The 25,175-nt window shown below is 74.6% G+C and carries 23 protein-coding genes and 1 pseudogene; 9 read left to right on the top strand and 15 right to left on the bottom strand.

Annotation, left to right across the window (positions count from 1 at the left end; translation table 11 throughout):
* Positions 1-6: 6 nt before the first annotated feature.
* Together ACWGKI_RS05235 and pntB are read left to right on the top strand one after the other, a co-directional pair.
* Positions 7-1,581 carry a Re/Si-specific NAD(P)(+) transhydrogenase subunit alpha gene (locus ACWGKI_RS05235; protein ID WP_452185231.1) on the top strand — a complete coding sequence of 525 codons (1,575 nt, stop codon included), beginning with the start codon at positions 7-9 and terminating at the stop codon, positions 1,579-1,581.
* On the top strand, positions 1,578-2,987 hold the full coding sequence (gene pntB / locus ACWGKI_RS05230) for a Re/Si-specific NAD(P)(+) transhydrogenase subunit beta (protein ID WP_452185230.1): 1,410 nt from the start codon (positions 1,578-1,580) through the stop codon (positions 2,985-2,987). The genes ACWGKI_RS05235 and pntB overlap by 4 nt, the downstream gene beginning before the upstream one ends.
* Before the next feature lie 42 nt (positions 2,988-3,029).
* Here pntB and mqo read toward each other — a convergent pair.
* The 6 genes and pseudogenes from mqo to ACWGKI_RS05200 form a co-directional block, all read right to left on the bottom strand.
* Positions 3,030-4,592: pseudogene (gene mqo, locus ACWGKI_RS05225) on the bottom strand (malate dehydrogenase (quinone)); the annotation flags it as partial.
* 106 nt (positions 4,593-4,698) lie between these two features.
* Positions 4,699-5,442: a maleylpyruvate isomerase family mycothiol-dependent enzyme gene (locus ACWGKI_RS05220; protein WP_452185229.1), complete on the bottom strand. Its 744-nt coding sequence runs from the start codon at positions 5,440-5,442 to the stop codon at positions 4,699-4,701.
* On the bottom strand, positions 5,439-6,167 hold the full coding sequence (locus tag ACWGKI_RS05215; protein WP_452185227.1) for a pyridoxine/pyridoxamine 5'-phosphate oxidase: 729 nt from the start codon (positions 6,165-6,167) through the stop codon (positions 5,439-5,441). The genes ACWGKI_RS05220 and ACWGKI_RS05215 overlap by 4 nt, the downstream gene beginning before the upstream one ends.
* Positions 6,164-6,772, bottom strand: a complete 609-nt coding sequence (locus tag ACWGKI_RS05210) for a TetR/AcrR family transcriptional regulator (RefSeq protein WP_452185225.1) — start codon at positions 6,770-6,772, stop codon at positions 6,164-6,166. The genes ACWGKI_RS05215 and ACWGKI_RS05210 overlap by 4 nt, the downstream gene beginning before the upstream one ends.
* A gap of 176 nt (positions 6,773-6,948) precedes the next feature.
* Complete coding sequence (locus ACWGKI_RS05205; RefSeq protein WP_452185223.1) at positions 6,949-7,236, bottom strand: sterol carrier protein domain-containing protein; 288 nt, start codon at positions 7,234-7,236, stop codon at positions 6,949-6,951.
* Positions 7,233-8,177: a GNAT family N-acetyltransferase gene (locus tag ACWGKI_RS05200; protein ID WP_452185221.1), complete on the bottom strand. Its 945-nt coding sequence runs from the start codon at positions 8,175-8,177 to the stop codon at positions 7,233-7,235. Before ACWGKI_RS05200 ends, ACWGKI_RS05205 begins: the two co-directional genes overlap by 4 nt.
* 79 nt (positions 8,178-8,256) lie before the next feature.
* Here ACWGKI_RS05200 and ACWGKI_RS05195 point away from each other — a divergent pair, with 79 nt between their 5' ends.
* On the top strand, positions 8,257-9,633 hold the full coding sequence (locus tag ACWGKI_RS05195; protein WP_452185219.1) for an MFS transporter: 1,377 nt from the start codon (positions 8,257-8,259) through the stop codon (positions 9,631-9,633).
* On the opposite strand, the gene ACWGKI_RS05190 is transcribed toward ACWGKI_RS05195, so the two are convergent.
* Positions 9,617-10,081 carry an N-acetyltransferase family protein gene (locus ACWGKI_RS05190; protein WP_452185217.1) on the bottom strand — a complete coding sequence of 155 codons (465 nt, stop codon included), beginning with the start codon at positions 10,079-10,081 and terminating at the stop codon, positions 9,617-9,619. The genes ACWGKI_RS05195 and ACWGKI_RS05190 overlap by 17 nt on opposite strands.
* Before the next feature lie 35 nt (positions 10,082-10,116).
* On the opposite strand from ACWGKI_RS05190, the gene ACWGKI_RS05185 reads away from it, so the two are divergent.
* From ACWGKI_RS05185 to ACWGKI_RS05175, 3 genes are all read left to right on the top strand, one after another.
* A complete protein-coding gene (locus ACWGKI_RS05185; protein ID WP_452185215.1) occupies positions 10,117-11,145 on the top strand; it encodes a DUF2804 domain-containing protein in 1,029 nt (342 codons plus the stop codon).
* Between the two features lie 79 nt (positions 11,146-11,224).
* Positions 11,225-12,250: an NAD-dependent epimerase/dehydratase family protein gene (locus ACWGKI_RS05180; RefSeq protein WP_452185213.1), complete on the top strand. Its 1,026-nt coding sequence runs from the start codon at positions 11,225-11,227 to the stop codon at positions 12,248-12,250.
* Positions 12,251-12,421: 171 nt separating this feature from the next.
* Positions 12,422-13,189: an SDR family NAD(P)-dependent oxidoreductase gene (locus ACWGKI_RS05175; protein ID WP_452185211.1), complete on the top strand. Its 768-nt coding sequence runs from the start codon at positions 12,422-12,424 to the stop codon at positions 13,187-13,189.
* A gap of 69 nt (positions 13,190-13,258) precedes the next feature.
* Here ACWGKI_RS05175 and ACWGKI_RS05170 read toward each other — a convergent pair whose 3' ends face one another.
* From ACWGKI_RS05170 to ACWGKI_RS05160, 3 genes are read right to left on the bottom strand one after another with little or no spacing between them, the layout of a single operon-like run.
* A complete protein-coding gene (locus ACWGKI_RS05170; RefSeq protein ID WP_380244387.1) occupies positions 13,259-13,774 on the bottom strand; it encodes an SRPBCC family protein in 516 nt (171 codons plus the stop codon).
* 34 nt (positions 13,775-13,808) lie between these two features.
* A complete protein-coding gene (locus ACWGKI_RS05165; protein ID WP_380244386.1) occupies positions 13,809-14,165 on the bottom strand; it encodes an ArsR/SmtB family transcription factor in 357 nt (118 codons plus the stop codon).
* 30 nt (positions 14,166-14,195) lie between these two features.
* Positions 14,196-14,981 (bottom strand): DUF2599 domain-containing protein, encoded by a 786-nt coding sequence (locus tag ACWGKI_RS05160; protein WP_452185208.1) that lies wholly within the window; start codon positions 14,979-14,981, stop codon positions 14,196-14,198.
* Between the two features lie 100 nt (positions 14,982-15,081).
* Between ACWGKI_RS05160 and ACWGKI_RS05155 the strand changes: the two genes are divergently transcribed.
* Positions 15,082-15,339 (top strand): hypothetical protein, encoded by a 258-nt coding sequence (locus tag ACWGKI_RS05155; RefSeq protein ID WP_452185206.1) that lies wholly within the window; start codon positions 15,082-15,084, stop codon positions 15,337-15,339.
* A gap of 63 nt (positions 15,340-15,402) precedes the next feature.
* Positions 15,403-16,308: a siderophore-interacting protein gene (locus ACWGKI_RS05150; protein WP_452185204.1), complete on the top strand. Its 906-nt coding sequence runs from the start codon at positions 15,403-15,405 to the stop codon at positions 16,306-16,308.
* A gap of 3 nt (positions 16,309-16,311) precedes the next feature.
* Here ACWGKI_RS05150 and ACWGKI_RS05145 read toward each other — a convergent pair whose 3' ends face one another.
* The 4 genes from ACWGKI_RS05145 to ACWGKI_RS05130 form a co-directional block, all read right to left on the bottom strand.
* On the bottom strand, positions 16,312-17,451 hold the full coding sequence (locus tag ACWGKI_RS05145) for a M24 family metallopeptidase (RefSeq protein ID WP_452185202.1): 1,140 nt from the start codon (positions 17,449-17,451) through the stop codon (positions 16,312-16,314).
* A 35-nt stretch (positions 17,452-17,486) separates the two neighbouring features.
* Positions 17,487-18,410, bottom strand: a complete 924-nt coding sequence (locus ACWGKI_RS05140; protein WP_452185200.1) for an NADP-dependent oxidoreductase — start codon at positions 18,408-18,410, stop codon at positions 17,487-17,489.
* 90 nt (positions 18,411-18,500) lie between these two features.
* Positions 18,501-20,300, bottom strand: coding sequence for an alkyl/aryl-sulfatase (locus tag ACWGKI_RS05135; RefSeq protein WP_380241864.1), 1,800 nt, complete (start codon positions 20,298-20,300; stop codon positions 18,501-18,503).
* Positions 20,301-20,503: 203 nt separating this feature from the next.
* On the bottom strand, positions 20,504-21,709 hold the full coding sequence (locus ACWGKI_RS05130) for an amidohydrolase (RefSeq protein WP_452185198.1): 1,206 nt from the start codon (positions 21,707-21,709) through the stop codon (positions 20,504-20,506).
* Between the two features lie 118 nt (positions 21,710-21,827).
* Here ACWGKI_RS05130 and ACWGKI_RS05125 point away from each other — a divergent pair, with 118 nt between their 5' ends.
* Positions 21,828-22,472: a GntR family transcriptional regulator gene (locus ACWGKI_RS05125; RefSeq protein WP_452185196.1), complete on the top strand. Its 645-nt coding sequence runs from the start codon at positions 21,828-21,830 to the stop codon at positions 22,470-22,472.
* 43 nt (positions 22,473-22,515) lie between these two features.
* Here the strand turns inward: ACWGKI_RS05125 and ACWGKI_RS05120 are convergent, their stop codons facing one another.
* Positions 22,516-25,104, bottom strand: a complete 2,589-nt coding sequence (locus tag ACWGKI_RS05120) for an ATP-dependent DNA ligase (RefSeq protein ID WP_452185194.1) — start codon at positions 25,102-25,104, stop codon at positions 22,516-22,518.
* Positions 25,105-25,175: the final 71 nt, after the last annotated feature.

Below are 25,175 nucleotides of genomic sequence, written 5' to 3'. Positions count from 1 at the left end.
GCGGCCATGCGTATCGGCGTCCCCCGCACGGCCGGCGCGGACCCGCGCCTGGTCGCCGTCACACCCGAGGCGGTGCGTCGCCTCGTCGACCTGGGTCATGACGTCCTCGTCGAGCCCGGCGTCGGCGACGGGGCCCGTCTTCCCCCGCACGACTACGTCGCGGCCGGGGCGCGCGTCGCCGACCGGTCGGACGTGTGGGCGGCGGACGTCGTGGTCTCGCTGCACCCGCCCGGCCCGGGGGAGCTCGACCTGCTGCGCCCCGCGGCCGTCCTGGTGTCCCAGCTCGCCCCCGCGACCAGCCCTGAGCTGCTGGCGGAGCTCGCCGCGCGCGGCGTGACCGCGCTCGCCCTCGACGCCGTCCCGCGGATCTCGCGCGCCCAGCCCCTCGACGTGCTGTCGGCGCTGTCGAACGTGGCCGGGTACCGCGCCGTGGTCGAGGCCGCGGAGGAGTTCGGCGGGATGTTCACCGGGCAGGTGACGGCCGCGGGCAGCACCCCGCCGGCGCGCGTCTTCGTCATCGGCGCCGGCGTGGCCGGGCTGGCCGCGATCGGCACCGCGGTGAGCCTCGGCGCCGAGGTGCACGCCTTCGACGTGCGGCCCGAGGCGGCCGAGCAGATCGAGTCGCTCGGCGCGCACGTGGTGCGCGCGGCCGACGCCGTGCAGCAGGTGAGCGCCGACGGGTACGCGAGCGCGCAGAGCGCCGACCAGGAGGCTGCCGCGCTGCGCGCGTACGCGGAACAGTCGGCCCTGGCCGACGTGGTCGTCACCACCGCCCTCGTGCGCGGCACCGCCCCCACGACGATCACCCGCGCGATGGTCGACGCGATGCGGCCCGGGTCCGTGGTGGTGGACCTCGCCGCGGCCGGCGGCGGCAACTGCGAGGCGACGGAGCCGGGCCGGCGCGTCGTCACCGACCACGGCGTCGTCGTCCTCGGGTACACGGACCTGCCTGCCCGCCTGCCGCAGCACAGCTCGCGGCTGCTGGGCACCGTGGTGGCCAACCTGCTCAACCTCCTCACGCCCGGCAAGGACGGGCGGGTGGTGCTCGACCCGGAGGACCCGGTCGTGCGAGGCATGACCGTCGCCTCCGCCGGACAGGTGCTCTGGCCACCGCCGCCCGTGCCGGTGTCGGCCGCGCCGCCGTCCGCCGCGGAGGTGCCGCCGCCTCCCGCGCCCGCCGACGCCGAGGCGGCACGCCGCCGCCGCACGATGCGCCGCACCGTGCTGGGCGCGCTGGCGGCGGTGGCCGTCGGGCTGCTCGTCGCCGCGTCCCCGCCCGACGCGGTGGGGCACCTCACGGTGTTCGCGCTCGCGGTCGTCGTGGGCTTCTACGTGATCTCGAACGTCACGCACGCGCTGCACACGCCGCTCATGGCCCAGACCAACGCGATCAGCGGCATCATCATGGTCGGCGCGCTGCTGCAGATCGGTGACTCGTCCCTGCTGGTCACGGTCCTCGCCGTCGTGGCCGCCGCGCTGGCGAGCGTCAACGTGTTCGGCGGGTTCCTCGTGACGCGCCGGATGCTCGGCATGTTCCGGCGCGAGGACGTCCCGGCGCGCACGGGCGGGGGTGCGTCGTGAGCGTGGCGTCGGTGGCGCAGGCCGCCTACCTGGTCGCGGGCCTGCTGTTCGTGCTGTCCCTGGCGGGGCTGTCCGCCCAGGAGTCGGCCCGGCGCGGCACGGTGCTCGGCATGCTGGGCATGGGCCTCGCGATCGTCGCGACGGTCGCGCTGGCCCTAGACCGGTCGCAGCGGCCGTGGCCCGTGACGGCCGGCCTGATCCTCCTGGTGCTCGTGGTGGGCGCCGCCGTGGGGTCGTGGCGGGCGCGGCGCGTGGAGATGACGCAGATGCCCGAGCTCATCGCGCTGCTGCACTCCTTCGTCGGCCTCGCTGCGGTGCTGGTGGGCTACGGCTCGTACCTGGCCGCGCCGGCGGCCGGTGGGGACACCGTGCACCGCGTGGAGGTGTTCCTCGGCGTGCTCATCGGCGCGGTGACCTTCACGGGCTCCGTCGTCGCGTTCGGCAAGCTGTCGGGCCGGCTGCCGTCGGCACCGCTGACGCTGCCGGCGCGGCACCTGCTCAACCTGCTGGCGCTGGTCGCGTGCGCTGCGCTGCTCGCCTGGTTCCTGGCGGGCGGGGGAGTGCTGCCGCTGCTCGTCATGACGCTCGTCGCGTTCGGTCTCGGCTGGCACCTGGTGGCGGCGATCGGCGGCGGCGACATGCCCGTCGTCGTGTCGATGCTCAACTCGTACTCCGGCTGGGCCGCTGCGGCGGCGGGCTTCACGCTCGGCAACGACCTGCTCATCGTCACCGGCGCGCTCGTGGGCGCGTCGGGCGCGATCCTCAGCTACCTGATGTGCCGGGCCATGAACCGGTCGTTCTGGTCCGTCGTCCTGGGCGGCTTCGGCGCGGGCGCCACGGGCTCCGGCGGCGGGGGCGGCGGGGGAGACGTCGCCGCGGGCGGGGAGGTGCGTGAGACGTCGCCCGACGAGGTGGCGGCCCTGCTCACCGCGGCGCGGTCCGTCGTCGTCGTGCCCGGCTACGGGATGGCCGTCGCGAAGGCGCAGCACCCGGTCGCCGACCTGGCGGAGCGGCTCCGCGCGCGGGGCGTGACGGTGCGGTTCGGCGTGCACCCGGTGGCGGGACGCCTGCCCGGCCACATGAACGTGCTGCTGGCGGAGGCGCGCGTGCCCTACGACGTGGTGCTGGGCATGGAGGAGGTCAACCCCGACCTGCCCGCCACCGACGTCGTGCTCGTCATCGGCGCCAACGACACCGTGAACCCGGCCGCGCAGGACGACCCGTCGTCGCCCATCGCAGGGATGCCGGTGATCGAGGCGTGGAAGGCGCGCGACGTCGTGGTCTTCAAGCGATCGCTCGCCACGGGGTATGCGGGCGTCCAGAACCCGCTGTTCTTCCGCGAGAACACCCGGATGCTCTTCGGCGACGCCAGGGAGCAGGTGGACAAGATCGTCCAGGCTCTCTGACGCCGCCGAGGAAGGGGCCGTGCACCGACGCGGTGCGGGGGCTCAGAACCGGGAGTCGGCCTGCGAGTCGTAGACCGCCGCGTCCAGGACGCCGTCGGCGTGCAGGTACGCCGGCGACTCGGGGACGGGGGTGGCGTCGATCGTGCTGGCGTCGGCGGGCACCCCGTCGAGGCTCGGCATGACCGAGGCGAGCTCGGGACGCCACTTCGTGAACCGGAACGGGAAGCACTGCTCCAGCAGGTCCACCATCGCGGAGGCCGCGGTGGAAGCGCCCGGCGAGGCCCCGAGCAGGCCCGCGATGGACCCCTCGGCGCCGGTGACGATCTCGGTGCCGAACTGCAGCACGCCCTTGCCGTCGGCGTCGCGCTTGATGACCTGCACGCGCTGCCCGGCGGTGATCTTCTCCCAGTCCTTCGGGTGCGCGGTCGGCATGAACTGCTGCAGCGCCTGGAACTTGGTCTCCGGCGCCGCCATCAGCTGGCCCACGAGGTACTGGGTGAGGTCGAGGTTCTTCAGGCCGGCGCCGAGCATCGACGTGACGTTGTTGGCACGCAGGGAGGTGACCAGGCCCAGGTACTTGCCCTTCTTGAGGTACTTGGGGCTGAACCCGGCGTAGGGGCCGAACATGAGGTACGTCTTGCCGTCGACCACCCGGGTGTCCAGGTGCGGCACGGACATCGGCGGGGCGCCGACGTCCGCCTTGCCGTAGACCTTGGCCTGGTGCTGCGCGACGAGCTCCGGGTCGGCGGTGCGCAGGAACTCGCCGGAGATCGGGAAGCCTCCGAAGCCCTTGATCTCGGGGATGCCGGCCGACTGGAGCAGGGGGAGCGCGCCGCCGCCCGCGCCGACGAAGACGAACTTCGCGGTGACCGTGCTGGTGCGGGTGCGCGCGTTCCAGGAGCGGTCCTTGACGCGCAGGCGCCAGCGGCCGTCCTTCGTGCGCTTGAGGCTCTTCACCTCGTGCTGCAGCTTGAGCTCCGCGCCGTTCGCGACGAGGCCGTCGACGAGCTGGCGGGTGAGGTTGCCGAAGTCGACGTCGGTGCCCGAGGTCGCGCGGGTGGCGGCGATCGGCTCGGCGGCGTCGCGCTCCGTGGTCAGCAGCGGGGCCCAGCGGCCGATCGTGGCGCGGTCGGTGCTGTACTCGAGGTCGCGGAACAGCGGGTGCACGCGCAGCGTCTCGTAGCGGCGGCGCAGGTAGTCGACGTTCTTCTCACCGCGCACGAACGTCATGTGCGGGGTGTGGCTGAGGAACGAGTCGTCCTTGATGCGCCCGGTGGCCAGCAGGTGCTGCCACAGCTCGCGCGAGATCTCGAACTGCTCGTTGATCGCCACCGCCTTGGTGATGTCGATCGAGCCGTCCTTGCGCTCCGGCGTGTAGTTGAGCTCGCAGAGCGCGGCGTGCCCGGTGCCCGCGTTGTTCCACGGGTTGGACGACTCCTGCGCCACGTCGTCGAGCCGCTCGTAGATGCGGATCGACCACGACGGCTCGAGCTGCTGGAGCAGCGTGCCGAGGGTGGCGCTCATGATCCCGCCGCCGATGAGGACGACGTCGACGTCGGCCCCTGTGGGGGCCCCAGCAGTCGTAGCACTCGAGGTCATCCGGACACCATACGCCGCGCGTGAAAACTGTCACAAAGAATGAGAGCAACCTCACACGGGGCTCTGACCTGCAGTGACGCACGTCACATCGACCGTCGTCCAGCGCCGCAGGTCAGGGCGTCGGGGCCGTCGACGACGGCCACGCCCCGAGCTCGGGCAGCGGCACCGGGACCCCGTCCTGGGTGGCCGAGACGGGCCCGGACGGTTCTCGGCCGGCGAGCCACGCCGCGACGTCGCGGCGGTCGCCCACGAGCTCGAGGCCGGCGCCGTGGGCGACCGACGCGCCCTCGCCGCCCGGCAGCCGCACGGCGAGGAAGTCGCGCAGGTGGGCGCAGAACGCGTCGTCCCAGCTGTCGTACCCGAGGGTCGGCCCTCCCAGGCCAGCCGTCGCGTCCACGGCGTGGATGCGAGCCTCCCGCCACCACGCGAGCAGCGCGTCCGCGAGCACGCCGTCGCGGTAGGCGACCGGCGCCGCCCACAGCGCGTCGTCCGGCTCCGGCCATGCCGCGGCGAGCCGTGCCCGCGACGCCTCCAGCGCCTCGACGTGCTCGGCGGTGGTGCGGCCCGCGCCCGCCTCGATGTCGGCGTCCCGGCCGGCCCGGCCGCCGTCGTACGGGGCGATCGTCTCGCCCCGGGCGGCGTGCTCGGCCTGCCGCGCGAGCGCGGCCCCGACGTTCGCCACGTGGGAGAGCACGTGCCCGCGGGTCCAGCCCTCCAGGGGTGAGGGCTCGGCGCCGGCGTCCTGCGGCAGGCCGCGCACGGCGTCGACCAGCGCGCCGAGCGCGGCGTCCGCGTCGACGAGGGCGTGCGCGACGAGGCGTGCATCGATGACGGCGGGCGAGGTCTCGGGGGTCACGGCCACAGCAGCTCCTTGGTCCAGGACGGGGTGTCGATGGTGGGGACGGTGTCGGGGCTGGCGGGGGCGTCGGACGCGGCTGCCGCGCGGTAGCGCAGGCGTGCCTGGCCCTTGTCGTCGCTCGCCTGCCAGAACTCGACGGAGGCGGGCGTCAGCACCCAGGCGGTCCAGGCGGGCGCGAAGGCCGCGGGGTCGGCGCGCACCTCCGAGAGGCGGTCCGCGAAGGCCGCCCGGTAGTCCGCGGGCGAGGCGAGGGGCTCGCTCTGGTGCCCCACGAGGCCCGCCGCGCGCGAGCCCTCGGGACGGGCGCGGAAGTCGGCCGCACCGGCGTCCGGCCCGGCGGACCGGACCGTGCCGGTGACGCGGACCTGGCGTCCGAGGTCGCGCCAGAACACGGTGAGCGCGGCGTGCGGGTTCGCGGCCAGGTCGCGCCCCTTCGGGCTGGACGACTGGCCGGAGAACCACCAGCCCTCGGCCGTGACGTCCTTGATCACCAGGGTGCGCGCGTGCACCTGGCCGTCGGCGTCCGCCGTCGAGAGGGTCGCGGCGTGCGGCGCGCCGAGGTTCGCGGCGAGGGCGTCGTCGAACCACTGCGCGAACAGGTCCTGCGGCGTGGCCGGGGCGGTGGCGAGGTCGTCGAGGTCGACCCCGAACGGCGGCAGGCCGGGCGGGAACGTCGGCAGCGCGCGCAGGCGCTCGCGGAAGGTCGTGGCAGCGGAGGTCATCGGGCTCCTTCAATGGCGGTGGGTCCGGTGAGTCCGGTGGGTGCGGTGGGGGCAGGGCTCAGCAGGGAGACGAAGCCGCGGACCGCGGCCCGCATCGCGTCGGGGTCGCCGGTGGCGCGGGCGAGCACGTAGCCGCCCTGCACGATCGCGACGGCGGCGTGCGCGCGGTCGCGGGCCTCGGCCTCGGGCAGGCCCGACTCGCGCAGGACGGTGGCGACGACGTCGAGCAGCCGCACGAAGTAGGCGGTGACGACGTCGCGCAGGCCGTCGTCGTCCATCACGGCCTGGTCGCTGGTGAGCCGCCCGATCTTGCATCCGGCGAGCGCGTCGCGTGGCCGTTCGAGGTAGGAGACGACGCGGGCGACCGCGTCCGCGTCGCCGTCTTCCAGGTCGCGGCGCGCTGCCGCCAGCGCGTCGTCGACCGTGGCGCCGACGGCCGCGGCGGCGAGGTCGTGCTTGGTGGGGAAGTGGTGGTAGAGGCTGCCCTGCCCCACCCCGCTGGCGGCCAGCACCTGGCGCGGGCTGGTGGCTCCGACGCCCTGGGCGGCGAACATCTCCTGCGCGGCGGTCACGAGCCGGGCCCGCGCGTCGGTCGACGTGCTCATGCGCTCACCATACCTACCTCTAGGTTTGGTGACCACTCCCGGCCCTCGACAGCCCCGCCGAGGTAGCACGGACCGTGCCGAGGTAGCACAGACCGTGCCGAGGTAGCACGGACCGTGCCGAGGTAGCACGGACCCCGCCGAGGTAGCACGGACCGTGCCGAGGTAGTGCGCTGCGCTCAGAAGTAGTCGCGGACGTGCACCTGGCGCCCGCCCCACAGCGCGTCCCAGACGGCGTCGTGCGTCGTCGGACCGCTCAGCCCTCCCGCGAGGCGCACGTTGGCGGTCGACTGCGCGCCCGCCCAGGACTGGGCCAGGCCGCCCGACGTGAACGTGGGCCGGTCGCCGGGGGTCGCGGCGTCGTCGGGGACGACGTGGACAGCGCCGCCGGCGGCCTCCAGGGTCCAGGCGCCCTCGAGGTCGGGCGCGCCGGGGTCGGCCACGGCGAACGGCACCCGAGCGGTCACGGGGGCCACGCGGGCAGCAGCGAGCGCGCCGGGGACGTCGAGCAGCCGGAGCATGTAGGGCCGGGGTGCGGCCGTGGCGGCGTGGTCGGGCAGCACGAGGCGCGACACGTCGAGCCCGGACCACCCGCCGGAGGTGCAGACCTGCACCCACCCCGCGACGGGGCTGAAGGAACCGAGCACGCGCCACAGCGCGCGGCGGCGTCCGGCGTGAGGGCCACGAGGTCGTCGACCTCGACGGTGTTGGTGCGGTCGTACCCCTGGCCGCGCGACCAGCTCGCGAACCCGAGCAGCTCCTCGGTGTCGCCCGTGCCGCGCACCGCCAGCGTGACGCCGGTGTAGTCGGCGTCCGGCCCGACCATGTCGTCGGCCTCCATCGCGAACGGCTCCTCGCGGCGCGACAGGGGACCGTTCTGGGCGGAGGCCCAGGTCTCGTACACCCGTCGGACGGCGGGCACGTCGGCGGCGGTGGCGCGCCGCGCGCGGACGTCGGGGGCGGGCGGACGTACGGCCGCGAGCGCCGACATCGGCACGCGCACCTCTTCGAACGCACCCACCACCTCGTAGCCCAGCCCCCGGTAGATCCCCGCGGACGACGGGTACAGCGTCGACACGACGTCGCCCAGGCCGCGGGCCTCGGCGAGCGCGGCCTCGACGAGCGGTCGCAGGAGGCCGGAGCCGCGGCGCTCGGCGGCGACGGTGACGCCCGCGAAGCCCGCCGTCGCCAGCGGTGCGCCGTGGAACCACGACGTGAACGACCGCACGCCGAGCCCGGCGACGACCTCGCCGTCGTCCGTCGCGACCCAGGGCCTGATGTTCGGCGACGGCCAGTTGTCCGGGTCGGGGTCGGGGGCAGGCTGGGGCGAGACGCCGAACGCCTCCGCGCCGAGGCGGCGGCTGGCTGGGACGTCGGCGAAGGCGGTGCGGCGGATCTCCAGGGTCACGGTCGTGACGCTAGCGCCCCGTCCCCGGCGCGTCACCGACAATCCGTCGTTCCGGCGCGCGACGCCGTACCGTGATCCGGTGAGCACACCGTCCGTGCCCGACGCGGCCCAGGCCAGGGCACGCACCCGTGTCCTGGTGGTCGCGATCCTGGCGTCGTTCGTGTCGTTCCTCGACGGCACGGTGGTCAACGTGGCGCTCCCGGCCATCGGCGACGAGCTCGGCGGCAGCGGCGAGGCCCGGCTCGGGCTGCAGCAGTGGGTGGTGGACGGCTACCTCGTCACCCTCGGTGCGCTGATCCTGCTCGCCGGCTCCCTGTCGGACCTGTACGGCCGCCGCCGGGTGCTCGTCGCGGGCCTCGTGGGGTTCGCCGCCGCGTCCGTGCTGTGCGCGCTGGCGCCGACGGGTCCCGTCCTCGTCGGCGCCCGCCTGCTGCAGGGCGTGGCGGGGGCGCTGCTCGTCCCGAGCTCGCTGGCGCTGATCATCTCGACCTTCGACGGCGAGGCGCAGGGCCGCGCCATCGGTCGCTGGACGGCGTGGACCGGGACGGCGATGATCGTCGGCCCGTTCGTCGGCGGAGGCCTCGTCGACCTGCTGTCGTGGCGCTGGGTGTTCTGGATCAACCTGCCGGTCGTCGTGGTGACGCTCGTGCTGCTGCGTCCTGTCCCCGAGGTCCGCCAGACCACCGGCCGACGGCTGGACGTGCCCGGCGCGGTGCTCGCCGCCACCGGGCTCGCGGCGGGCGTGTTCGGCCTGATCGAGCGCACCTGGGCGGCCGCGGTGCTCGGCGCGGTGCTGCTCGTGGCGTTCGTCGTCTACGAGCGGCGGGCGCGCGACCCGATGATGCCGCCGCGCCTGTTCGCCGCGCGCAACTTCGCCTGGGGCAACGTCGCGACCTTCGCCGTGTACGGGGCCCTGTCGCTGGGCGGTTTCGTGCTGGGGCTGTTCCTGCAGCAGGTGGCCGGCTACTCGGCCACCGCCGCGGGCGTCGCCCAGCTGCCGACGACGATCGCGATGCTGGCGCTCTCGACACGGTTCGGCACGCTCGCCGCCCGGCACGGCGCTCGCTGGTTCATGACCGTCGGCCCGGTCGTCGCGGGCGCGGGCTACGTGCTGCTGCTGTCGATCGACGAGACCGCCGCCTACGTCACGCAGGTGCTCCCGGGCCTCCTCGTGTTCGGCCTCGGCCTGTCCATCACCGTGGCGCCGCTGACCGCGGCGATCCTGGGCGCTGCGCCGCCCGCGGACGCCGGGATCGCGTCTGCGGTGAACAACGCCGTCTCGCGAGTGGCCGGCCTGCTGACGGTCGCGTTCGCCGGCGTCATCCTCGGAGGCGTGCTCGACGTCGCGTCGTTCCACCGCGCGCTGCTCGTCACGGCGGGCCTGCTGGTGCTCGGCGGCCTGGTGAGCGCGGTGGGCATCCGCGACGTGCGGCCCGAGGTCACAACGGCAGCTTGAACCCCTCGTGGGACTGCGCGTAGCCGAGGGAGCGGTAGAACCGGTGCGCGTCCTCGCGCTGCTTGTCGGACGTGAGCTGGGCCAGCACGCAGCCTCGCTCGCGGCCGCGCTGGTGCGCGTACGTCATGAGCGCACGGCCCAGGCCCTGGCCGCGCAGGGCGGCGTCCACGCGCACCGCCTCCACGAGGAGGCGGGTGGCGCCGTTGCGCGAGATGCCGGGCACGAACGTCAGCTGCATGACGCCCACGACCTCGCCGTCGAGCTCCGCGACGACCAGCTCGTCGTTCGGGCTCGCCTCGATCGCCTCGAAGCCGGCGACGTGCGCCGGGCCGAAGGAGCCCGTGCGGGCCGCCGCGACGGCGTCGTCGGCGATGAGGGCGACGACGCGGGGCAGGTCGTCACGGGTGGCGAGACGGAACGTGACGGCGGAGGCGGGAGCAGGGGGCACGGCGGGACGCTAGCAGGCGCCGCTAGCCTCGCGGTGTGACCGACCACCCGACCGAGCACGAGATCACCGCCGCCGTGGCCCTGTGTCGTCCCGACGGGCGCCTGAACCCCGACGCGGTCGGGTGGTCACGCCGGCCGCTGCACGACACGTCGGCCGTGGGGCGCGGCCTGCGGGGGCTCGGGCGGAACAAGCGCTGGGAGTACCGGGCCGTGGTCACGCCCGACCACGTCGTCGCGCTCACGACGTCCGCGCTGGACTACGCCGCACTGCACCAGGTGTGGGTGCTGGACCGGAGCGCCGGCGAGGAGGTCGACGCCGTGGCGATCGCGCCGCTGAACCGGTCGGCGTCGCTGCCCGGGCGCCTCGGTGCCGGACCGGTCCGGTCACGGACGCGCGCGGTAGCGATCGCCGTGGACGAGCGGGCCGACGGCACGCGCCTGCGGGCGCGGACGGACCGGGTCGAGCTGGACGTGACGGTCGCCCGACCGGCGGGCAGGGAGCTGCTGGGGGTGGTGGTCCCCTGGTCCGACCGGCGCTTCCAGTACACCGTGAAGGACGTCGGCCGCCCGGCCGACGGCATGCTCCGCGTCGACGGTGTCGAGCACCCGGTGGAGTCGGGGGCGTGGGCCGTGCTGGACCACGGGCGCGGGCGGTGGCCGTATCGCGCCGCGTGGCAGTGGGGCGTCGGGTTCGGGCGCGGGGTCGACGCCCGGGGCGCGTCGCGCGAGGTGGCGCTCCAGCTCGGCGGCACCTGGACCCGCACCGGGCCGACGACGGAGAACGGCATCTTCGTGGACGGGCGCCTCCACAAGATCCACGAAGAGCTCGACTGGGCGTTCGACCCCCGTGCGTACACGGAGCCGTGGCGGGTGCGCGGCGAGCGGCTGGACCTCGTCTTCGTCCCCGCCCACGACCGCGTGAGCCGGACCCAGCTCGGGCTGGTCGCCTCCTCCACCCACCAGTGCTTCGGCACCTGGTCGGGCTGGGTCGCCGTTGACGACGGCTCCCGGGTCCACCTCGACGGCCTGGACGGCTGGGCCGAGGACGTCGCACAGCGCTGGTGACCGGCGGCGCGTTCTGCGGTGCGCGGAAATCGCGTCACCCGGCACCCCGCCCGGCACCCGGCCAGGTCAGAGTGGGGTCATGAAGCTCCTGGTGCTGGGTGGGTCCGTGTTCCTGTCGAAGGCGGTCGCGGCGGACGCCGCGGCCCGCGGCCACGAGGTGGTCGCAGCGAACCGCGGCCGGTCGGGGCCGGTGCCGGACGGCGTGCGGCACGTGGCCCTGGACCGTGCCGACCCGTTCCCGGCGGCGCTCGCGGCGGAGCGCTTCGACGCGGTCGTGGACGTGTCGCGCACGCCGTCGCACGTGCGCCGCGCGGTGGCCGCGCTGCCCGGCGCGCACTGGGTGTTCGTCTCGACCGTCAACGTGTACGCCGACGACGCGGACCCGGGCGGTCCGGGCGCGGGCCGGCTGCGCGACCCCGAGCCCGAGGACGTGGACCCGGCCGCGAGCGCCGAGGCGTACGGGGCCATGAAGGTCGCGTGCGAGGAGATCGTGCGTGCGGGGGCCGCGGGAGCTGCTGTCGTGCGCCCGGGCCTGATCGTGGGCCCCGGCGACCCCAGCGGGCGCTTCACCTACTGGCCCGCCCGGATGTCACGCGTGCTCGACGGCGCCGTCGAGGTGCTGGCGCCCGGAGACCCGGCGGACCCCGTGCAGGTGATCGACGTGCGCGACCTCGCGGCGTGGGTGGTCGACCTGGCGGAGCGCCGCACGGCGGGGGACTTCGACGCCGTCGGGCCCGCGACGCCGGTCGGTGACCTGCTCGCGGCGGTGGCCCGCGGGACAGGGGCGGAGCCGGGCTGGGTCTGGGCGGACCGGGAACGTCTCGAGGCGGTCGACGTGCGTCCGTGGTCGGGGGAGCGCTCGCTGCCGCTGTGGCTGCCGCGGCCCGAGTACGACGGGATGCCGGCCCACGACGCGGGCCCGGCGGCCGCGGCCGGGCTCTCGTGCCGCCCGGTCGAGGAGAGCGCGCGCGACACTCTCGACTGGTGGCGGGCGGCGCCCGACGCGGCGGTTACGGGGCTCACGGCCGACGAGGAGGCCGGGGTGCTGTCCGCCCTCCGCGACGCGGCGACGTCGGCCCGCGAAGGTTCTGACGCCGGGGTGTGATGCGTCACTTTCGGCCGCGAGCAGCGTCTGAGGTCCGGCAGGCGGGGTTACGGTCGAGGAGTCAGCGCCCCCGCCCCACCAGGGCCGACGGGGCGGTCATTCGTCCCGTCCGGGCCGTCGTCGCGCACCCCGCACCCCGCCCGCCGGGGCGTGGTGCGAAGGAGTACGGACATGGCGACAGGTGACAGCTTCGAGGGACGCGTCGCGCTCGTGACGGGCGGCGGCTCAGGCCTGGGCGAGGCGATCAGCAAGGAGCTGGCAGGCCTCGGCGCGAAGGTCGTGGTGACGGACATCCGGCTGGACGCCGCCCAGCGCGTCGTCGACGAGATCAAGGCGGCCGGCGGCGAGGCCGCGGCGTTCGAGCAGAACACCGCGGTGAAGGCCGACTCGGAGAAGGCCGTCGAGTTCGCCAGGTCCACCTTCGGCGGGCTGAACTACGCGGTCAACAACGCGGGCATCGGCGGCAAGCAGGCGCCGGCCGGCGAGACCGACCTCGACGACTGGGACCGCGTCATCGACATCAACCTCAACGGTGTCCTCTACGGCATGCGGGCACAGATCCCGGCGATGCTGGAGCAGGGCGCCGCCGAGAGCGCGATCGTCAACATGGCCTCGATCCACGGCACGGTCGCCGCGCTCGGCAACAGCGCCTACACGGCCGCGAAGCACGGCGTCGTCGGCATCACGAAGAACGCCGCCGCCGAGTACGGGCCCCAGGGTCTGCGGATCAACGCCGTCGGTCCGGGCTACATCCGGACGCCGCTGGTGGAGTCCAGCCTCTCGCCCGAGGTGCGCGAGGCGCTGGAGGGCAAGCACGTCCTGGGCCGGCTCGGCAGCCCCGAGGAGGTCGCGACCGTGGTGCGCTTCCTGCTCTCGGGCGACGCGTCGTTCGTCACGGGCGCCTACTGGCTCGTGGACGGTGGCTACACGGCGGTCTGACCGCCCCTCGCCCCTGCCGTGACGACGGCCGCGCCCCCTGGACCGGGCGCGGCCGTCGTCGCGCGCGGTTCAGGCGCCCGCGGCGATCCCTGCGGCGAGCTCGTCGACGAGGTCGAAGCCCTCCTGGAGACCGCCCTCCATGCCAGACCCGACGATCGCGTCGCGCACCTCGCGGTTCGGGGCGCGGGTGACGAGCGTCAGCGTGGTGCCGCCGTCCCCCTCGGTGAAGGTGTAGGTGTTGAGCGTGGCCGCCGCCTCGCCGTCGGGGACGCCCTCGAAGACCTCGGTGTGCACCAGCCGCTGGGGCGCCGCCACCTCCGTGAACTCGCCGTGGAAGGCGACCTCGAAGCCGCCGTCCGCCTCCATGACGTAGCGGTACGTGCCGCCCGGCCGCAGGTCGATCTCGATGCTCGTGACGGTGCCACGCCGCCCGGCCCACCAGCGTGCGACCAGGTCCGGCTCGGTGAAGACGCGCCAGACGGCGGCCGCGGGCGCGGCGAACCGGCGGACGACGTGGATGTCGGTGTCGTTCGGCAGCGTCAGGACGGCGCTGCCCCGCTGCTGTGCGGGGGTGGTGGTGGCCATGGTGTCTCCTCGTCGATGTCCGGTCCCGCCGGGTTCAGTCCCGGGGGCCCGGGTCGTCCGCGCCTTCGCGTGCCAGCTCGGCGAGCACCTCGTCGACCAGCGCGAACCGTTCCTCCCAGAGCCGCTCGTACCTGCCGGCCCAGGCGTGGATCTCTCGCAGGGGCCGGCTGTCGATGCGGTAGAGGCGACGACGGCCGTCGTCGCGGACCTCGACCAGCCCGACCTCCCGCAGCACCTTCAGGTGCTTGGAGACCACGGGCTGGGCGACGTGGAGCAGCTCGACGAGCTCGCCGACGCTGCGCTCGCGCAGCGCGAGGGCGTCGAGGATCTCGCGGCGCCGGGGCTCGGCCACCGCGTTGAACGCGTCCGTCGTCGTCGCTGCACGTGCCACGTCACCAAAGTATTCCTATATCGGAATGTGTCAAGTGGCGGGGTTGCAGCGCGCGGCCATCGTCGCGACGAGGCCGACGTCCGGCCGCCACGGCTCCAGGTTCCAGGTGGCCTTGTCGGGCGCCCCGATCGCGTGACACTCGAGCTGGTCGTGCATGGTCGCGGAGTCGACCTCCGGTTCGGTCGCCACCAGTTCCGCCCACACGAGGGCCACGCCTGCCTGGCCGGCGTCGCGCGCCCAGGCCGTCGGGTCGACGGCGAGCGAGCGGCCGCCTTCCCGGTCGCCCCAGGTGGCCGAGTCGACCCCGCGGGTCCCGAGGGTGGTCGTCACCTCGGCCTCGTCGGGCGACGCCGCGGACGCGCCCGTCGCGCGCACCTCGAGGTGGGTGTCGTCGACGGCGGTGAGCCGCGCGCCGCGCGGCGCGGAGAGGCCCCCGACGGCGCCGTCGTCGTCGCGCACGGTGACGCTGCCGTCGGGAAGATCCTCGAACGTGCCCGGGGAGGTCAGGGCGATCTCCACCGGTCCGGCCTGGCCCCCGGTCGCCTCGTCGAGCGTCGCTGCGTCGAAGGTCAGCACCCGGGTGCCCGCCTCGTCGTCGCCGTCCACCGTCACGTTCGGCTCGCCCGACGAGCCTGGCTCGGTGACCTCCAGCGTGACCTCTCCGGCGCGCACGACGACGGGCGCCGGGGGCGTCGGCGTCGGGCTCGCGGTCGCGCCGGTCGGCACCGGGGCTGACGGCGAGCACCCGCCGAGCACGGCCGCCGCTGCGGCGAGCAGGGCGAGCGCGACGGTGGTGGGCGGAGGGTGGCGCGGCATGTGCCCAGTCTCGGGCACCGTCCGTGCTGCCGTCCCCGCTCGCGCGGACGAGCGGTGCCCCTCGCGCCGAGGAGGTCGCGAGGGGCATAGTGTGACGACGATGGTGTTGACACGAGCGACCCCGCGGTTCGCGCAGCTCGCCTCCCTGGTGGAGATGGAGCTCGCGCTGAGCGGCGCCCCCGTGCTCCCCGGGCTGATCGACGCCGCGCTGAACGCCCAGGTCGAGAACGTGGCGGCGCGGATCGGGGTCGAACCCTGGCGAGCGCTGGACTACGCGCCCGACGACCTGGGGACGATGACCGCGGACGCGCTGGTCGAGGTCATGCTCGAGGACCTGGGGCCCACGGACGACCGGTGACGAGCGATGAGCTCGACCCGGGACGGTCTAGGCAAATAGGTGAGCCTCACCTAACCTAGCGTCGTGAGCACCCGGAACCTGTCGAAGCCGGTCGACCCGCACGTCCTCGTCGCCGAGGTCGTCACGACCAAACGCCTCAGCCCGCACCTGCAGCGGGTGACCTTCGGCATCGAGGACATCGACCGTCTGACGCTGGTCGGCGACGACCAGTGGTTCCGCCTGTTCCTGCCGCGCCCGGGCCAGGACACGCTGCGGCTGCCCACGCGCACGTCCAACCTCGGCTGGTACGCGCAGTACCTCGCGACCCCGCGCGCACGGCGCCCCCTGGTCCGCAACTACACGATCCGCGCCTCGCGGCCGGAGCTGCGTGAGATCGACGTCGACTTCGTCCTGCACGGTCACGACGGCCCGGACGGTCACGATCGCCCAGACGGTCACGACGGCGCTGTGGGCATCGGGGGCGCCGGCGACGAGCCGGTCGGTCCCGGCGCCGGCTTCGCCCTCGCCGCGCAGGCGGGCGACCGGGTCGGCATCCTCGACCAGGGCACGTACCACCGGCCGGACGCCGAGTGTGCGTGGCGACTCCTGGTCGCCGACGAGAGCGGGCTGCCCGCCGTGGCCGGCATCTGCGAGTCGCTGCCCGACGACGCGCGCGGTGTGGTCGTCGTCGAGGTGGCCGGCTCCGAGGACCGCCAGGACTTCCGGGCGCCCGCCGGCGTCGACGTGCGGTGGGTGGAGCGGGACCGGGCCGCCGCCGACGACCCCGCCCTCGGCGAGGTGCCGGGACGTGCAGCCCTCGCGTTCGTCCGGGGTGCCGAGCTCCCGGCGGGACCCGGGTACGCGCTGGTGGCGGGGGAGCAGGCGCTCGCCGCGGGCGTGCGTCGTCACCTGGTGAACGACCGGCGGTGGCCGAAGGGCCAGGTCGACTTCGTCGGCTACTGGCGGCACGGCAAGGCGTCGCCCAGCTGACGGCTACTCGACGACGACGACCTCGTGCGGCGAGGTGTTGAGCCGTGCGCCGGAGCCGGGCGCGTCGGCCAGGCCGGTGACGCCGGTCGGGAACGCGACGACGATGTCCTCGATCCGCACGCCGAACTCGCCGGGCAGGTAGATCCCTGGCTCCACGGAGAAGCACATCCCCGCCTGGATCGGGGTCTCCTCGCCCTCCACCATGTAGGGCGGCTCGTGGGTCGTCAGGCCGATCCCGTGGCCGGTGCGGTGCACGAAGAACTCGCCGTACCCGGCGTCCGTGATGACGCCACGGGACGCGCGGTCCACGTCCTGGCAGGTGGCACCCGGCCGGACGGCGTCCACGCCCGCCTGCTGCGCGGCACGCACGACGTCATGCACCTCCTGCTCGCGCGCCGTCAGGGCCCCGACGTGCACCGTGCGGGTGGTGTCCGAGCCGTAGCCGTCGGCGAGGCCGCCGAAGTCCATGACCACCATGTCGCCCTCGCGGATGACGCGGTCGCCCGCCTCGTGGTGCGGGTCGGCGCCGTTCTCGCCCGCGCACACCAGGGTGAAGTCCACCTGCTCGTGCCCGTGGGAGCGCAGCAGCGCGTCGAGGTCGTCGGACACGTCCCGCTCGGCGCGGCCCGCGAACCGGCGGCGGACGATCTCGTCGAAGACGGCGTCCGCGCCGGCGCCCGCTGCGGCGAGCCGGGCGACCTCCTCGGGCGACTTCGCGGCCCGCAGCATCGGCAGCACCGTCGTGACGGCCGCGTACGACGACTGCGGCAGCGTGCGCTGCATGCCGAGCACGTGCAGAGCCCACGCGGCGTCGGAGATCGCGTAGCGGCCGTCCGGCCGCAGGAGCCGGCCCGCCACCGCGTGCTCGTCCTCGTTGTCCGACCACGCCACCGCCTCGATGCCGCCGACCGCGCCCACCTCGAGGTCGTGCGCCTCGAGCCGGGGGACGACGGCGACGGCGTCGCCCTCCGCAGGGATCGTGAGCAGCGTGAGCCGCTCGGTGTCCGCGGAGGGCGTGTAGCCGAGGAAGTAGCGCAGGTCCGGGCCGGGGGTGACGAGCAGCCCGGCGAGGCCGGCGGCGGCAGCCTGCTCGGCGGCCCGGCGGCGGCGGTCGGCGTACACGGTGGGGGAGAAGGGCGTCATGTGCACAGCGTGCCGCCCGGGCCCCCGCCCCGCACTCAGACGCGCACGACGATCTTCCCGCGGCCGTGGCGCGACTCGCTGGCGCGGTGGGCGTCGGCGGCGTCGGCCAGGTCGAAGACCTGCCCCACCTCGACGGCGACCTTGCCGGCGTCGATCAGCGCGCCGAGCGCCTCGAGGTCCGCGCTCGAGGGTCGCACCCACACGTAGAGGCCGCCGTGCTCGGTGCGGGCCGTGGCGTCCACGATCGACGTGATCGTGCCGTCGTCTGCGAGCACCTGGGCGCTCGTCGCCACGGCGTCGCCGCCCGCGTAGTCGAGCGCGACGTCGACGCCGTCCGGCGCGAGCGCGCGGACGCGGTCGGCCAGCCCGTCGCCGTACGCGACGGGCTCGGCGCCGAGGCCACGCAGGTAGTCGTGGTTGGCGTCGCTGGCGGTGCCGATCACGCGCGCGCCGAGGCTGCGCGCGATCTGGACGGCGAAGGAGCCCACGCCGCCGGCGGCGGCGTGCACCAGCACCGTCTGGCCCTCGCGGACCCCCGAGCGCAGCACCGTCTGGTACGCGGTCAGGCCTGCGAGCGGGACGGCCGCGGCCTCCTCGAAGCTCAGCGAGGCGGGCTTGCGGGCCAGGGTGCGCACGGGCGCGGCGACGAGCTCGGCGAAGGTGCCGCCGTGCACCCAGTCCTTGCGGACGTAGCCGTAGACCTCGTCGCCCACCTGGAACTCAGGGGTGTCGAGGCCGACCTGCTCGACGACGCCCGCCACGTCCCAGCCGGGGACGACCGGGAACTGGGTGTCCAGGGTTCCTTCCAGGTAGCCCTGGCGGACCATCCAGTCGACGGGGTTGACGGACGCGGCGCGGACGCGCACGACGACGACGTCGGCACCGGGGTGCGGGTCGGGCTGCTCGGTGAGCTCGAGGACGTCGGCGCCGCCGAAGCGGGAATAGGTGATGGCTCGCATGGTGCCCACAACACGAGGCAGGCCGCGAGACTTCCCGCGGCCCGGCCCGGCCGGTGCCGGTGGGAGGTGGGCGTCGAGCCACACTCCCGATCACGGGGTGACGATGGCGAACCCGGCGTCCGGAGAGTCCAGGAGGGACAGGATCGTGGTGAGCGCGCGCGGGTCGCCGTCGAAGGTGACGCCGTCGTGCCCGGCATCCGCCAGCAGCGCCAGCAGCTGCGCGCGCGTCAGGGTCACGACGAGGTCGGCCGGCTCCTCGCGCTCGGTCGGGTGATGGATCAGAACGCCGTTCGACAGCTCCATCCGGTAGGTCTCCCCGAAGTCGACGACGTGCCACCGGATCGAGACCTGCATGTCCCAGCCCCGCGCGGCGTCCACCCGGATCGCGACGCTGTCGAACAGCTGCGTTACGGTGAGCGCCCGGGAGAGTCCGGTCGCGTCGACCCCGGCCGGCGACGTCACCTCGCGGAGCTCCTGCGCCCCGGTGAGGAAGTTGTTGCGCCACGTGGCGCACTCGGACCCGTGGCCGAGCCGGGTCAGCGCGTCACCCAAGAGGACCCGGGCACCCTGGTGGGAGGGGTCGGCGAACACGGCGTGGCTCGCGAGCTCGGCGGCGAACCGCAGGTCGCCCTTCTCGAGGTACCGGCGCGCGTGCTCGACCGTCGCGTCCACCCCGCCGATGACGTCCACGTAGCGAGCCGCGGCGTCCTCGGGCGGGTAGAGCCAGAGGTGCGCCGGGTTGCCGTCGTACCAGCCGAGGTAGCGCTGGTAGATCGCCTTGACGTTGTGGCTCACGGACCCGTAGTAGCCGTGGGTGTGCCACGCCGCTTCGAGCGCGGGCGGCATCGGGAAGTCCTCCGCGATCTCGGTGCCGATCTCGCCCTGGTTCATCCGGCGCAGCGTCTGGTCGTGCAGGAACGCGTACAGGTCGCGCTGCTCCCGCAGGAACTGCACGATCTCGTCGCGGCCCCAGGTAGGCCAGTGGTGCGACGCGAACGCGACGTCGGTCTCGTCGGCGAACAGCTCGATCGCCTCGGCGATGTACCGGGACCAGGCCCGCGCGTCGCGGACCTCCGCCCCGCGCAGCGTCAGCAGGTTGTGGAGGTTGTGCGTCGCGTTCTCGGCCAGGCACAGCGCGCGGAGGTCGGGGAAGTGGAAGTTCATCTCCGCCGGGGCCTCGGTGCCCGGCGTGACCTGGAAGACGATCCGCACGCCGTCGAGCGTCTCCACCTGGCCGGTGTGCGTGATGTCCAGGGTGGGGGCGAGCAGGCCCACCGTGCCGGTCGAGGTCCCCGAGCCCAGCCCCACGCCGAGCGTGCCGGTCGCGCTCACCGGGAGGGCGACGCCCGTGTGGTAGACCCCGCGTCGCAGCATCGCCCCGCCTGCGTAGACGTTCTCCGAGACCGCGTGCTCCAGGAAGCCGGCGGGCGCGACGATCGGGACGGTCGTGTCGGCGTCGACGACGCCCAGGACACCGCCGAAGTGGTCGATGTGGGAGTGCGTGAAGATCACCGCCGTCACGGGCCGGTCTCCGCGGTGCTCGCGGTACAGGGCGAGCCCGGCGGTCGCGACCTCGGCCGACACCGCCGGGTCGATCACGACGACCCCGGTCTCCCCCTCGATGAGCGTCATGTTCGACAGCTCGATCCCCCGAAGCTGGTAGATCCCCTCCCTGACTTCGAACAAACCCTGGATCGCGGTGAGCTGGCTCTGGCGCCAGAGGCTCGGGTGGACCGTCTCGGGGCACTCGCCCGCGGTCGCCTCGGCGTAGACGTCGGCGTCGAAGACGACCCGTCCCTCGGCGTTCGTGACCTGGCCGGGCTCGAGCCGGGCCACGAGCCCTCGCTCGGCGTTCTCGAAGTCCGTCCGGTCTGACAGGTCTGCAGCCATGGATATGTCACCTCTCGCGGCGCTCGAGCACGGGCGGTCGAGATCGCTCGGCGTCCGCCGCCGGCAGGCGGCCGACGGCCGAGCGGTCGTCCATCTACGGGCCCATCGTGGAGCACGGCGAACCACGGCGCGCGTCGAAGGATCGCCTGCCCGCGGGCGGAGGCGTCGCGCGGAGGAGCCCGGTCCGGTCCGGCAGCGACGCGTCAGACCAATACGTCGCCGTCGCGCGCGACCACCCGGCCACCGGCGACGACGATGGCGCGGCGCGGTGCGCGCACCACGGCGTCCGGCACGTTCTCGGCGTCGACGAGGACGACGTCCGCCGGGGCCCCGGGCACCAGGTCGTGGACGTCGCGCCCCACGAACCGCGCCGCGTCCGAGGAGGCGATGCGGGCCGCCGTGACGAGGTCCTCGTCGTGGCGGAAGCCTGACAGCCGCGCGAGCTGGGTGGTCAGCGCCAGGAGGTCGCCCGTGCCGTAGGGGGACCACAGGTCGCGGATGCCGTCGGTGCCGAGCCCGACGTCCACCCCGGCGGCGCGCAGCGCGTGCAGCGGCAGCGGGGCGGCGCCGATCGGCGCCACGGTGGTCATGGTGATGCCTGCCTCGCCCATCGCGGCGACGAGGTCGGCCTGCCGCGCCACGGGGAGCTGGCCGACGGCGAAGCCGTGCGCCACGTTCACCCTGCCCTGCAGCCCGGCGCGCACGGTGCGGTCGATCATCAGCTCGATCTGGAACGCGCCGAGCTCGCCACCGTCGTGCAGGTGCACGTCGATGCCGACGCCGTGGCGCTCCGCGATCGCGAACAACCCGTCGAGCTGGCCCACCGGGTCGCGGTCGATCGAGGCCGGGTCCAGGCCCCCGACGTGCTGCGCGCCCGCGGCCGCCGCCTGGTCGAGCAGCTCCAGGACGCCGGGGCGGCGCAGCACACCGTCCTGCGGGAACGCGACGATCTCCGCGTGCACCGCGCCGCCCAGCGTCGCGACGGCCTCGCGCACCACCTCGAGCCCGCGCAGCCCGACGCCGAGGTCGACGTCGACGTGCGTGCGCACCGCCGTCGTGCCGGTGCGGACGGACTCGCGCAGCACGGCCAGCGTGACGTCGACCCCGGGGATGCCGAGCTCGTCGCGGTGCGCGCGCTCGTGCGCGATGCGACCCTGCGTGCCACCCTCGCCGCCGTAGCTCACCCACGGCTTGCCCCACCAGGACTTGTCGACGTGCGCGTGCGCGTTGACCAGGCCCGGGAGGGCGAGCAGGCCGCCACCCTCCACCGTGCCGTCCGCCGGCGCTGCCGCCGGGTCGTGCGGGACCACCGCGGTGATCAGGCCGTCCGCCACGTGCAGGTCGGCCCGCTGGCCGCCCCAGGGGCGCACGTCACGGAGCACGGTGACGGTGGTGGGGGTGCTGGGCATCAGGTTCCTCCTCGTCGACGGCGCCGTCCCGGCGCCGCTGCGCGTCGGTCCCGGGAGGGGCAGGATGTCGCATGAATGGTATGCCATTTTGCCGAGGATCGGCTGGCAGGATGTGCGCATGTCCAGCGAACCCTCGGCGGTCTTCGAGCCCGAGTCGGTGCGGGTGGCCCGCGCGGTCCGCGAGCAGATCGTGGACGGCGTGCGCGAGCCCGGCAGCAGGCTGGTCGAGCGCGACCTCGCCGCCGAGCTGGGCGTGAGCCGGATCCCGGTGCGGGACGCGCTCCGCACCCTCGTGGCGGAAGGCCTCGTCACCCCGCGACCGCGGACCTGGGCCGTGGTGCGGGAGTTCACGGACGCCGACGTCGCGCAGCTGCAGGAGGTGCGCGAGGCCACCGAGCCGTTGCAGTTCCGGCTCGCGGCCCGGCGGCGCACCGAGGCGCAGCTCGCCATGCTCACCGAGGCCTGGCAGCGGGAGGACAGGGCGGCACGTGCCGGCGACGCCCCCGCCGCGCGACGCGCGGCCGCCGACTTCCACGAGCGGGTGGTCGACGCCGCGGGCAACCCGGTCCTCGCCGAGCTGCACGTCGTCACGGCCAGCCGCGTGCGCTGGCTGCTGGGCCAGCACACCGACCTCACGGCGATGGCCGACGAGCACCGCGCCCTCCTGGACGCCGTCCGCGACGCCGACGAGGAGGCCGCGGCGCGGCTGGCCGGCCAGCACCTGCGGACCAGCCGAACCGCGGTCGCCGAGCGCAGGGCCTGAAGAGCGCAAGCCTGACCGGCCGGGCGCTCCCGGGTCAGTACAGCTAGCGCTCGACGACGACGTCCTGCGGGCGCTTGTCGTCCCGCCAGCCGCGCCACACGGAGTGGCGCAGCCGCGGCCCCTCGTCGTCGGGGCGGTCCGCGCCGGCGCGGCGGAGGTCCGCGGCCTCGCCCGTCCAGTCGCCGTACTCGACCTCGGCCACGTGCTCCGGGGCGGCCCACCGGGCGTGCACGGCCTCCGCGCGGGGGACGCCGGACAGCGGGACGTCGTCGACCGGCCGCAGGCGCCGCACGACCTGTCGCCGCTCCGCCTCCTTGAAGCCCGTGCCGACCTTGCCCACGTAGCGCAGCGTGCCCTCGTCGTCGGGCACCGCCAGCAGGAGCGACCCGGCGACGCGGGCGTCCTCCCGGCCCGTGCCCGCGTGCAGGGGGCGCCAGCCGACCACGACCACCTCCTGGGCGCGGGCGTGCTTGATCTTCAGCCAGTCGCGGGAGCGGCGCCCCGGGGTGTACGGGGCGCGCCGCCGCTTCGCCACGACACCCTCGAGCCGCATGAGCCGGGAGGTCTCCAGCGCCTCGTCCAGGTCGCCGTCGAGCGCGTCCGGGACGTGCACGGGGCGGCGCGGGTCCACGACGCGCGCGAGCGCGTCCCGGCGCTCGTCGTACGGGCGGTCGGTCACCGCGCGCCCGGCGACGGCCAGCGCGTCGAACAGGACCAGGTCGACGCCGACCTTGCGGCGGGCCTTCTCGACGTCGCGCGGCTTGAGCAGGTTGGCCCGCTGCTGCAGGCGGTGGAACGAGGGGCGGCCGTCCGCGTCGAGCGCCACGATCTCGCCGTCGAGCACCACCGGCAGCTGGTCGGGCGCGACCATCCCCGCGAGCGCCTGCAGCTCAGGGAACGTCGTCGTGAGGTCCTGCCCGGAGCGGGACGTGAGCCGCACGCGGGGCCCGTCGTCGTCCGTGAGCACCTCGACGACCGCGCGGAAGCCGTCCCACTTGACCTCGAAGGCCCAGTCGTCGGGGGAGAGGCGGGCGAGCTCCGCCGAGGGCGCGGTCGTCGCGAGCATCGGGCGCGGCGCCTCCGCCGGCAGCCCCGGCGCCTGGGGACCCTTGGCGGCGCCGCTGGCCGGCACGCCGTCCTCCGCGCCATCGTCCACGCCGCCGTCAACGCCGCCGTCAACGTCGCCGTCAACGTCGCCGTCAACGTCGTCGGTGTCACCGGGCTGGGACTTGGTGCGATGGATCAGCCAGGAGTTCTGGTCCTCGCCACCGCGACCCCCGGTGCGGATGAGCGCGAGGCGGCGCGAGCCGCGCCGCTCGCTGTGCAGCGTGGCGATCACCTCGCCCTCGCGCCACTTCTCGAGGTCGTACGTGCCGGCGTCCCAGATCGTCACCTCCCCGCCGCCGTACTCGCCGGCGGGGATGGTGCCCTCGAACGCCCCGTACTCGAGCGGGTGGTCCTCCGTCTGCACGGCGAGGTGGTTCTGCTTCGGGTCGGTCGGCTCACCCTTGGGCAGCGCCCAGCTCACGAGCACCCCTTCGTGCTCCAGGCGGAAGTCCCAGTGCAGGCGGCGGGCGTGGTGCTCCTGGATGACGAACGTCGGGGCGCCGTCGCGGTCGTCCGGGTGCTCGGGACCGAACGGCTCGGGCGTCTTGTCCGGGTCCCGCTTGGCGCGGTACGTCCCGAGCTTGTCGAAGGTGGCCATGCGTTCCGGCGTGGGCTCGAGCTGGGCCAGGTGCCCGGCCGCCAACGGCTCCAGGAGGTCGCCGTCGCGGTCCAGCCGTTCCACCACCTCGGTGAAGGACAGGTGGCGCAGGCCGGGGTCGTCGAGCTCCTCCCACGTGCGCGGGGCGGCGACCGTCGGCTCGTCGCGGCCGCGCAGCGAGTACGGGGCGATCGTGGTCTTGGCGCCGTTGTTCTGCGACCAGTCCACCAGCACCTTGCCCGCGCGCAACGACTTCTTCATGTCGCTCACCACCAGGTCGGGATGCTCCGACTCCAGGTGCCGGGCCAGCTCGTGCGCGACGGCGGAGACCGCGTCGGTGGTGAGCGAGTCGTCCTGACCGGTGAGCGCGGCGTACAGGTGGATGCCCTTGGAGCCGCTCGTCACGGGCAGCGGGTCCAGGTCCATGCCACGCAGGATGTCGCGGGCCAGGCGCGCCACCTCCGCGCACTCGGGCAGGCCCGCGCCCGGCCCGGGGTCGAGGTCGAGCACCAGTCGGTCCGGCGGCATCGGCGCGCCCGTTCGCCCGAACCTCCACTGCGGCACGTGGACCTCCAGCGTCGCCGTCTGCCCCAGCCACGTCAGCGTGGCCAGGTCGTTGACCAGGACGTAGCTGTTGGTCGACGTGCGGTGCTGGATGTCCTGGCGAGGGATCCACGACGGCGTCGACGCGTCCAGGTTCTTCTGGAAGAACATCTGCCCCGCGACGCCGTCCGGCCACCGCTTGCGCGTCGCGGGCCGGTACGCCGCGTGCCGCAGCAGCGCGGGCGCCACGTGGGCCAGGTACTGCAGCACCTCGCCCTTCGTCGTCCCCGTGGCCGGGTAGTACACCTTGTCCAGGTTGGTCAGCTGCAGCCGCCGACCGTCGACCGTGACCGTCTGGGGCTTGCTCGACGACGCGCGTGCCATGGCCACATCGTCGCGCGGGCGGCGGATGTGCGCGCCCCGGGTAGCCGGGGCTCTCGCGTTCGCGCCTTGGA

Source organism: Isoptericola sp. NPDC055881 (genome assembly GCF_053615895.1).
Note: the sequence above shows the minus strand (reverse complement) of the source record. Positions and strands in the feature narration are given on the sequence as shown.